Origin of the sequence: Okeania hirsuta (assembly GCF_003838195.1) — a bacterium.
In the GTDB taxonomy this organism is placed as follows: domain Bacteria; phylum Cyanobacteriota; class Cyanobacteriia; order Cyanobacteriales; family Microcoleaceae; genus Okeania; species Okeania hirsuta.
Window position 1 is genome coordinate 1 of record NZ_RCBY01000262.1, and the last position, 9495, is coordinate 9495.

At 35.9% G+C, this 9495-nt stretch carries 7 protein-coding genes and 3 pseudogenes; 5 read left to right on the forward strand and 5 right to left on the reverse strand.

Annotated elements, in window-relative coordinates:
• The first annotated feature begins 301 nt into the window (after window positions 1-301).
• The 3 genes and pseudogenes from D5R40_RS41520 to D5R40_RS40155 form a co-directional block, all read left to right on the forward strand.
• The gene (locus D5R40_RS41520) at window positions 302-433 is read left to right on the forward strand and encodes a hypothetical protein (RefSeq protein WP_275670300.1); all 132 of its coding nucleotides are present in this window, start codon (window positions 302-304) and stop codon (window positions 431-433) included.
• Window positions 434-517: 84 nt separating this feature from the next.
• A complete protein-coding gene (locus D5R40_RS27290; protein ID WP_124143674.1) occupies window positions 518-895 on the forward strand; it encodes a hypothetical protein in 378 nt (125 codons plus the stop codon).
• A 754-nt stretch (window positions 896-1649) separates the two neighbouring features.
• A pseudogene (locus D5R40_RS40155) lies at window positions 1650-2106 on the forward strand (IS1 family transposase); the annotation flags it as partial.
• On the opposite strand, the gene D5R40_RS27300 reads toward D5R40_RS40155, so the two are convergent.
• The 3 genes from D5R40_RS27300 to glpK form a co-directional block, all read right to left on the reverse strand.
• On the reverse strand, window positions 2088-2225 hold the full coding sequence (locus tag D5R40_RS27300; RefSeq protein ID WP_192901054.1) for a hypothetical protein: 138 nt from the start codon (window positions 2223-2225) through the stop codon (window positions 2088-2090). The pseudogene D5R40_RS40155 and the gene D5R40_RS27300 sit on opposite strands and share 19 nt — an antisense overlap.
• Window positions 2226-2310: 85 nt before the next feature.
• Window positions 2311-2721: an ATP-dependent Clp protease adapter ClpS gene (gene clpS / locus D5R40_RS27305; protein ID WP_124155497.1), complete on the reverse strand. Its 411-nt coding sequence runs from the start codon at window positions 2719-2721 to the stop codon at window positions 2311-2313.
• Window positions 2722-3229: 508 nt separating this feature from the next.
• Entirely contained in the window at window positions 3230-4744 is a 1515-nt protein-coding gene (gene glpK, locus D5R40_RS27310; protein ID WP_124143673.1) for a glycerol kinase GlpK, read from the reverse strand.
• A 27-nt stretch (window positions 4745-4771) separates the two neighbouring features.
• On the opposite strand from glpK, the gene D5R40_RS36190 reads away from it, so the two are divergent.
• Entirely contained in the window at window positions 4772-4987 is a 216-nt protein-coding gene (locus D5R40_RS36190) for a hypothetical protein (protein WP_124143672.1), read from the forward strand.
• 754 nt (window positions 4988-5741) lie between these two features.
• On the opposite strand, the gene D5R40_RS27320 is transcribed toward D5R40_RS36190, so the two are convergent.
• Window positions 5742-7424: an ArnT family glycosyltransferase gene (locus D5R40_RS27320; RefSeq protein ID WP_124143671.1), complete on the reverse strand. Its 1683-nt coding sequence runs from the start codon at window positions 7422-7424 to the stop codon at window positions 5742-5744.
• 530 nt (window positions 7425-7954) lie between these two features.
• Here D5R40_RS27320 and D5R40_RS27325 point away from each other — a divergent pair.
• Window positions 7955-8395, forward strand: a pseudogene (locus tag D5R40_RS27325) (ISAs1 family transposase); the annotation flags it as partial.
• Between the two features lie 9 nt (window positions 8396-8404).
• Here the strand turns inward: D5R40_RS27325 and D5R40_RS27330 are convergent.
• Window positions 8405-9118: pseudogene (locus D5R40_RS27330) on the reverse strand (IS66 family transposase); the annotation flags it as partial.
• Between the last annotated feature and the right edge of the window lie 377 nt (window positions 9119-9495).

Sequence of the window (9495 nt, forward strand, 5' to 3'; positions counted from 1 at the left end):
GTATTTTAGGCGCATAGTTGGGCAGAAAAATCATTCTTACAAAACGCCCGCTCCTACCTCCTCTAAGTACCCATTTATCCTGTCTCCTGTCTTCCCCTCCACCGGAGGGGTTGGGGGTGGGTTGTCTCCTGTCTCCTACCCTCACCAATAAGACTTATGAGCGCAAACCCTAATTATACTCATTTTTTTCTTCATCTAGGTGTTATATCAATGGCTAGGTACGGAGAGAAAGTAGTAACAACAATGTGATCTTTCCTTCAAATAAATTATTCAGTTTGTTTACTTAAGAGGAATACGAATAATGTTAAAAGAACCATTGTTAAAGACTAAGAATTTTTTGAGAAATGTGAGGAATTACCAGAAGATACCTAATTGGTATTGGGTAGATAAAATTCCTAAGTTAAATATGAGTTTTAATGATGTAGAAGTATAGCGCGGCTCAGATAAATTATTTCTCAAGCCACTGGATATATATGTTGAAAAGGAAAAACATGATTTTCTACTCCATAAAAAAGCATTGAATCAAGCAAAATTTATCAAGAAAAAGTTAAATGCCAAGTTTACTATAGAGAAAAATGATGAATTGATTGTAGAAATAGAAGGCATAAAAGTAAATGTTCAAACAGCAGAAGAACTTTCTATTATTTGGGAAATTTTTTGGTTAGGAATTTATACTTTTATTTATGACCGCCCCGTAGTTATGCTAGATATTGGCATGAATGTAGGGTTAGCTAGTCTATATTTTGCTAGTCAGGAAAATGTGAAGTCAATCTGGAGTTACGAAACATTCAACGTTACCGATAAACAAGCACTACATAATTTTGATTTAAACCCAGATATTTCTCTCAAAATTAAGCCATTTAGTTATGGAATTGCTGATGCAGAAAAAAAGTAACAGTCGAATTTGATTATGAATTAAGAGCAAGTATTGGAGTTTCAGAAGACCGAACAAACAATAAGCAAAATAAATCTCTCCCGAAAGAAGAGCTGACTTTAAAACCTATTAGCGAAGAGTTAAATTCAATAATTTCTCAGCACCCAGATATGGATATTGTTGCCAAGATTGACTGTGAAGGATCTGAGTATGAAATCTTTGATTCTTTGGTAGTAAAAGGGCAATTAAATCAGATTAAAATAATTATGATGGAATAGCATAGTAAAGGGCCAGAGCAATTAGCTGAATATTTGCGTCAAGAAGGCTTTGCAATTTTTTCTCGTCTACCTCGTAGTATTAATATTGGAGCAATATACGCTGTTAGAGCTTAATTTAGTCTTGTAGAAAAACTATCTGTTATCTTGGGTAGGATAGGCTCACTTTTAACCATCCTACCCAGTTGATAAAAATTTAAAAGGTACTCAAGACAAGGACAAATGATTCATGATGCTCATGTAGGCGCATATTGAAACCTCACAAATCAGTGGAGATAAATTTTGGTATGAATGTCCAAAAAAACAGGCATCACTGCCAGTCGAATGAACTGAGGGCAGGTGATTGTTGGATTGGGATGACTCAAGCATCCTCAAGTGAATTGATTCTCGGCGTTGGTAAATTACAGGATGAAATTTGTAGGGGCAATCCCCCAATGATTAACCGGGGTAGGTTACAGAGCGCTACCCCGAAATATAAATCATCCCATCAATTACCAACGCCTGATTCTCACAGGGAGAGTTGGTAAACATACTGACCAATTTATTGAAGAACTGATAGTTAACACAGAAGGTAAAACTAACTGTAAACAATGGCATACCGATGATTGGGGAGGATATGAACGCTCAAGTACCCCCTGAAATTAAGCATATGATCGGAAAAGACCAGATACAGCAATTGGAGCGAAGGAATAGAATTGTCAGACAACAGAATGGCCGATGACATTGCCGACAGAATAAATTTGCTAAGGTTTGGGAGCAGACATTAATAATAGTGAAATTAGTGTTAGCGGAGCAAGTGCGGTAGCTACATCCCCTATTTCAATTGGATTTGGCTTCATACTCGCATTTGAGAATACAGCAGCACAAAGGGCTGGTTTAGCGTTGGCGGAGGGTTGCGTCAGCATTATCGCTCCCTGGAACTGGGGTGACTTAATTACCTATCCCACACTTTGCTGATGCACAACCGAATTATCTTGTTTGTTACCGATTAAGTTAGATACAGTAAATCGTCGATGACCACCTTCGGTACGGATTGACTTGATCCGTCCTTCAGTTTCCCATAATAAGTTAGACATAAACCTAGTATATTACAATAAATATCTAGTTATATCTAACTTTGTTTAATTATTTTAATACTGTTGATTACCCTACTGAAATTATTTATGCTTTTTCCAAGGGTGCCATTGTTAACCCGGCCCGACTCAACTGCTGATGATACAATTCTGCCTGTTCTAGAGGGCCAACCCAAACTATGGCTTGACCTTCATTGTGAACCTGGTGAGTTAGCTCCCATAGAGGGCCAACCCAAACTATGGCTTGACCTTCATTGTGAACCTGGTGAGTTAGCTCCCAAGCAAGATCACTTGTCATACCTGGAATATATTTTTGCAAACATTCAGCGACGTGCTTAAATGTATTGACATCATCATTTAAAACAATAACCTTGTAGTTGGGATATGGTTTGTTAACAACTTGACTAAACTGTCTAGGAGCAACAGTTGTAGAGGAGCTACCCCCTACTCCCACTATTATATTGTCTGCAATTGGGATGATGGAAATTCCAAGATCCATGCTACTATTTTCCTGTATATCCATACAATTATATTGGGATGATTTATACATAATTGTAACTGCTTGAGGAATTATCATAACTATATTAAAGACCTATTTAGATTTTATCTTTTCTTCACCCTATGTTGGTTAATTTAGATATGGCGAGAAATTTTGCTATTTTTACTGCTTGTGTCTTTGTCATACGGGGGGTAATTCAGTTAGGGGAGATGGGGAGATGGGGAGTGAAAAAAACTTTGAGTAGGAAAGAAACCGAAATACATCCTCTCTCTTGGTCGATTGGATCTGGCGAGGAGACCCGAAGAGTGACAGAGGAGCTGCCTCTTATAGAGGAGCTTTCCTATGGTCATGCTGCGCAAACGCTAACGCTAACGCCATCGCACCCTACGGGAAGCTCCGAAGATCGACCGCTTTCTTTTAATTGGAGCTGAGGTAATAACAGCTAACATCATTAGGTAATTTGCCTCAAGTTCAATCAATACCATTACCGTTGCAGGACTTCCCAAAATTATTCAATCCAATTTTTGGCTCTACTAACAGCTTTTTGCCAAACCATAAAACTTTTTTGCACTTTTGCAGCATTTTCACCGGGTTCAAACACCTGCCCAACTGTACTATTATTCACCAATTTGTGATAGTCATCCCATAGACCTACTGTCAAACCAGCAGCAAAAGCAGCTCCTTGAGCAGTAGCATCAATAAACGCAGGTCGTTCAACAGGAATACCCAACAAATCTGCCTGAAATTGCATTAAAAAATTATTTTGCGAACCTCCACCATCAACTTTTAGATTAGTCATTAGAGTTCCGCTATCTTGATTCAGAGCATCCACAACTTCTTTAACTTGAAAAGCAATTGATTCCAAAACTGCTCTCACCATGTTTTCCCGCTTCACACCTCCAGTAATTCCCAGAAAAGCACCGCGAGCATTCATATCCCAATGAGGAGCACCGAGACCACTTAAAGCAGGTACAAAATAAACACCGTTAGTATCTTCCACTTGCATTGCCAGATGTTCAGTTTCTGCTGCGAAGTCTATGATTTTCAACCCATCCCGTAACCACTGAATACAAGCTCCTGTGGTAAACATTGCCCCCTCTAGAGCGTAAGATGTTTTCAAATTACCATTGATTTTTTGAGTCCATCCAATAGTTGATAATAGTTGATTTTGAGATTTAGTAAGACTATCTCCAGTATTAGCAATCAAAAAACTACCTGTACCATAAGTGCATTTTAACATTCCGGGGCGATCGCAACCATGGGCAAATAAGGCGGCTTGTTGGTCTCCTAAAATTGTAGCTATAGGAATTGATATTCCTAATAAATCTGCTTTTGTTTTGCCGAATATGCTAAAACTTGGTTTGATTTCCGGCATTATTTCTCTAGGAATTTGAAACAAGTCTAATAATTCTCTATCCCAATTTAGGGATTCAATGTTCATTAACATTGTGCGACTGGCGTTACTATGGTCGGTGGCGTGAATTTGCCCACCAGTTAGTTTCCACAAAATCCAAGTATCGATAGTACCTGCCAACACGTTACTGAGGTTAATGTTTGGTTGTTCTTGCTTTACCCACTCTAGTATCCAGGATAATTTTGTTGCTGAGAAGTAAGCATCTAAAACTAATCCGGTACAGTTTTGAATTTTTTCTGCTTTGCCTTTTGCTACTAATTCTCGAATCATGGGTGCGGTACGACGGTCTTGCCAAACTATTGCTTTGTGCAGTGGTTTACCTGTGGTTTTATCCCAGAGGAGACAGGTTTCCCGTTGTACTGTTAAACCGATAGCTTCTACATTTGAGGGGAAAATATTAGTATTTCGGAACACTTGCTCCATCATGGCATAAGTGTCTTCCCATATTTCTTCTGGGTCGTGTTCTAACCAACCGGGATGAGGGTAATATTGAGTAAGTTCTTTGTAAGCTTGACCAATACTAGCGCCTTGATAGTTGAATAATATTGCTCGGTTGCCTGTTGTACCGAGGTCGAGAGCTAGGATGTATTTTTCAGTGTCTTTAGTCATAAAAAATGATTTGGCGTTGGTGAATTAGTGTATGATATTAATCTTAATTATTTAGTAGTCAGGAGTCAGGAGTCAGGAAGAAAGAAAGAAGAAGAAAGAGTAGTAGAAGGAGAAAGTTGTTTATTCGCGCTCTTATCCGGACAGGATATCATACCTCTTTTCACCAACACCAATGATTTTTTTACCGCAATAGTCAGTTCGGGATTTTTGTTTATCTACCACGATTACTGCTATTTTGACTAGAAATTTTAATTTTTCTTATTATTTTCCTTTTTTTAGTTTACATTATATTTCTTAATTTCTGAATTCTTTTTTTGTTCAATAGATATCTCCAATAATCAAAAATAAAATTAATTATCATACAGAAATCATTAGACATCTGGTGAAAAAGATATAGATTTTTTGCAGGAGTAGGCAACAGGCAACAGGTAAGATATTTTCACGAAAAATTTGCTAAAAAAAGATTTTTTAGCAAATTTTTCTTTCCTTGACCAATCTAATTAGGGTTTGCTGAAAAAGTCTTATGGGTAAGGGTCGGAGACAGGAGACAGGAGACAGGAGACAGGGTAAATGGGAATTATAGAGGAGGTAGGAGGAAGAATAATCCCTTGATTATTCTGCGCAACTATGAGCCTAAAATTCTAATTTTTTGAACCATTATAGCAATGTGCGCTGGCATATTTACAAATTACAGGAGGTGTCCAATAGCTAAAAGTTTTATCTTATCAGCTTTTTATTCCCCCTTCCGGAGCTGTTACCTATTGCCTGTTGCCTGCGCACAGCGCTATATGACCTAAAAGCTTGGACTTTTTTTAACTAAAAAATGCTAAAACGTTTATATATCAGTGCTTTTACATCTAATCAGCAAACCCTAATTAAAAGGTTGATTTATTTTTCGGAGATATCTATTAATTATTAATTATTAATTATTAATTATTAATTATTCCCTATTCCCTGTTCCCTGTTCCCTGTTCCCTAAAAGCAATAATTTTTGGCTTTATTCAAAATTGAGATCCACCCTTCGATATAATCTGACGTTTTGAATTGTGGTTTCTAGAAAGTATTTTTTTTCTAAATATTGATTGAGATAATTTCTATATTCTGGACTAATATTATCTTTTTCTGCTAGTAAAATATAACTGGGATTTTTCGCCATAATTTTATCTAATTCTTGGAGAGCATCCGTAGGTAAAATCTGAGACATGGCTGTTAAATGACTAGGAAAAGCATATTTTGTGGGAATTTTTGTGGGAACTAGGTAATAAATTATTGGTTCATAATTGACGATATATATATAATCTGTCGATCTAATTCTCTGTTGTAGATATTTAGCCATCAAAGCTTCTCTGTCATCCCATGTATCTATTTTTTTTATATATCGATGATAGATAAATTCTAGATTTTTACTTGATTTGTTATAACCTGCTTGGGTAAAAGGATATATTAAAATTAGGAATATAAGTATATTTGGCAAGGCAGAAGGGAAGTCAATAGAAAATTTTCGGGAATTGATTGTAACAGTTTTTTTCGGTTTTTTTGCTTCTTCATATAAATTCCGAATTTGATATTTTTGCTGAGGTAAATGAACAGATTTGATAATAACATAGCTACTAATTAGACATAAAGTAGGTAATAATTGTAAAAAGTAATGATTATAAAATCGCTTTGATAATAAAACTGCTAAAAAAGCACAGCTAAACCACAAAAATAAATAGATTAAATTTCGTTCTTGCTTTAATTTACCTCTAGCAAAGACAAACAAATAAACCGGACTCCAAAATAAACATAGCCACAATAAAATATTTCCTAATACCTGTTTTCTGAGTCTACTGAAAAGGTCTGACCAGGAAAAATTGAGCATTACTACATATTTACTATTAGCAGTGAGAGTCGCATAAATATATTCATCAAAATATCCTGAAAATTGATAAATAACTGCGATGATAATGGCAGGTAAAATTAAGCCTGCACCTAAAATAATATAAAACTTAAATAGGGAAAAGGAAAGATTTTTGAATATGTCTATAGTCTGAAAATTATTTCCAGGTTTTCTTTTCTCCTTCCTACTTTCTTCTTCTTCCTTCTTCCTTCTTCCTTCTTCCTTCCGAAATAAACTTCCCAATAAAATTAATCCCAAAACATCCATAACTACCAAGTATTTGATTTGCATTCCTATCCCTAAAATTAGGCCGCTCAAAAATACTTTGATATTTGATGGTTTCGTATTCTGAAATAATAATAAAAATGCTCCAGTCACTAAAGGAGCAAACAAAATTTCTGCATTGGCAGCAACACCATCATTATGTAGGGAAAAAATAGCGTATAAAGCACCTGCTAATAATCCAATTTTATCTCCTTGTTTTTTGTCAATTACTGCACCAATGCTATATAAAAAATAACTGGTAAAAGTTGTGGCGATAATAGATAAGATTCTGATGGATACTATAGATTTTCCTAAAATTAGCATTGTTAGGGAAAATAAGATAAAAATACCTGGAGGTTTGTTATCCCAAATTTCTATATAAGGGAGGTTGCCGTTTAATAGACTATCTGCTCCTAATATATAGATGCTTTCGTCTTTGTCTAATACAGATACAAATAAAGTCCAAAATCTGAGGAAGAATGATAATAGTAGAAATGCTAGAAAAATTATTAGTTTTTGATTGATGTTTTTGGTCATGTGCAGAAGGAAGAAGGAAGAAGGAAGAAGGGAGAAGAAAAATATTGCGTTGTCTGAGTTTTAAGCTTTTGATCTTTTTTAACCTTTCCTTCAACTGGTATAATATAGGTCAATCGAGCTACTCCCTAGCTAAGTCAAAGATTATCACAATTTTTTTCTAAATCTCTTGCTTGAGTTTTGGCGGAGTCTAGCAGTAGCTACATCACTTCTATAGTATTTATATATCTCAGTAGCGAAATACTATTTTTTTTGTTGAATAAATAATCATAAGCAGGGCAGACTAGCCAGGGAAAACGCATCTAATTTTTTTGACAAATGACCAAAAATAAAATTTCAAATGGAGAATATGCGATCGCGTTGCGGACTGGCAGTCTATCGCTTCTCAAATCACTGTCAAAAATACCAAAATTTTCAAGAGTAAAAAGTCTCAAATCAATTCAATAATTAATACTTAAAAATTCCTAATTAAGTGTGGAATGTTAGATATTTATGAAGGATAATTATTGTAGTAATAATAGTAATATTTAACAATGAAACTCCAGGAAAAAAAGAGTATTTATGAGTATTTTAGTGAACTAGAAGACCCGAGGGTAGATAGAACTAAACGTCATCAATTAATTGATATTATTATAATTACGATTTGTGCTGTGATTTGTAGTGCGGATACATGGGTGGATATAGAAGCTTATGGTGAGTCTAAATATGAATGGCTAAAAAGTTTTTTAGAACTGCCTAATGGCATTCCATCTCATGATACATTTGCCAGAGTTTTTGCACGGCTAGACCCAGAAAAATTACAGCAATGTTTTTTGTCATGGATTCAGTCAGTAAGTCAAATAACTGATGGCGAAATCATAGCAATTGATGGAAAAACTCTCAGAGGTTCTTATGACAAAAAAAAATCTCAAAAACCTATTCACATGGTCAGTGCCTGGGCTACAGCAAATCGCCTAGTTTTAGGTCAAGTCAAAGGTAAGGATTCAGGTATGCAAAATAGGAATAAGAGAAAGAGTTGATGAGGGATCGCCTACAACGCTGTCCACTAGAGACTGTTCAAAGAATTCAATCACAGAACGCCCCTGGCGACGACAGGTTTGTACCACAGTTAATAAATTAGCTGTGTGTTGAAATCTTTCCATACTTCTGGAACCACCACTAACTTTTCGTTTGGTGATTGCCAACCGTCATGAACGTTCTGCTAGATTATTATCAGGAGGAATCTCTGGGTGAAGTAGAAAATACCACCATTGGTCTGCTTTCAATTTCAAAGTTCGTAACAGTTTCCCTGCTTCATAGCCTGCTTTATGACTCCATTGTTTGAGAGCTAATTCTACTTTGTTTTTAAATCCAATCGCCCACTCATCATAAATAGCCCGTTCTTGGTTCTTTTGCCAGATACTATAATGTTCAAATCCTTCATCAATTAACTCTTTAAAAGTTTTTCCTATCTCTTGATTCAACTTACCTGGTAGTTGAATTAATCGTTGAAAATGACATCGTAGATGAGCTAAACACTTCTGTTGGGCTTGCACTGGATAGCCATTATAAACACTCAGATCATCACTACTGAGAACACCAGCATATTTATGCCCCAACTGAGATTCCAGTTCGGCACGTCCTCTGGTATCGGAAGCCCGGAATAAACAAAAATCTTGATTGGTAAACACCCACAACCATTCCTTCACTCCTTGTAAAACTGTAGCCAAGCTTCTTTATCATCCCCATTTAGGGTGTCTAGTAGCTGGTAGACAGTTCACTATACACCTGTTGTTGACTATGAATTTGAATGATAACGATATTGTCTCATTGAACCCAGGTTAGCGTTGGAGATAGTAATTTCGACTCATAGAAGAGGCTGTTTTTAGCCTATATTAAAACAGCTATAGTGGTTGGGAGAACGTTTTTTTTTGATTGTTAATTGAGAAAATTAACAATAACTCTTGAAAATCTCATTCCCAAGAGGATTTTTGAGGGTGTCTACTACTCACTAGACACTGCACTAGACAGCGTACACAACACCTCACTGGACAGTTAACCAAGAAAATGTCACTATCTCCTCACAAAACTATTA

Coding starts and splice junctions, on each gene's coding strand:
- glpK (WP_124143673.1), bottom strand. CDS start 4,744: ATGACTAAAGACACTGAAAAATACATCCTAGCTCTCGACCTCGGTACA.
- D5R40_RS27320 (WP_124143671.1), bottom strand. CDS start 7,424: ATGACCAAAAACATCAATCAAAAACTAATAATTTTTCTAGCATTTCTA.
- clpS (WP_124155497.1), bottom strand. CDS start 2,721: ATGGATCTTGGAATTTCCATCATCCCAATTGCAGACAATATAATAGTG.
- D5R40_RS41520 (WP_275670300.1), top strand. CDS start 302: ATGTTAAAAGAACCATTGTTAAAGACTAAGAATTTTTTGAGAAATGTG.
- D5R40_RS27300 (WP_192901054.1), bottom strand. CDS start 2,225: ATGTCTAACTTATTATGGGAAACTGAAGGACGGATCAAGTCAATCCGT.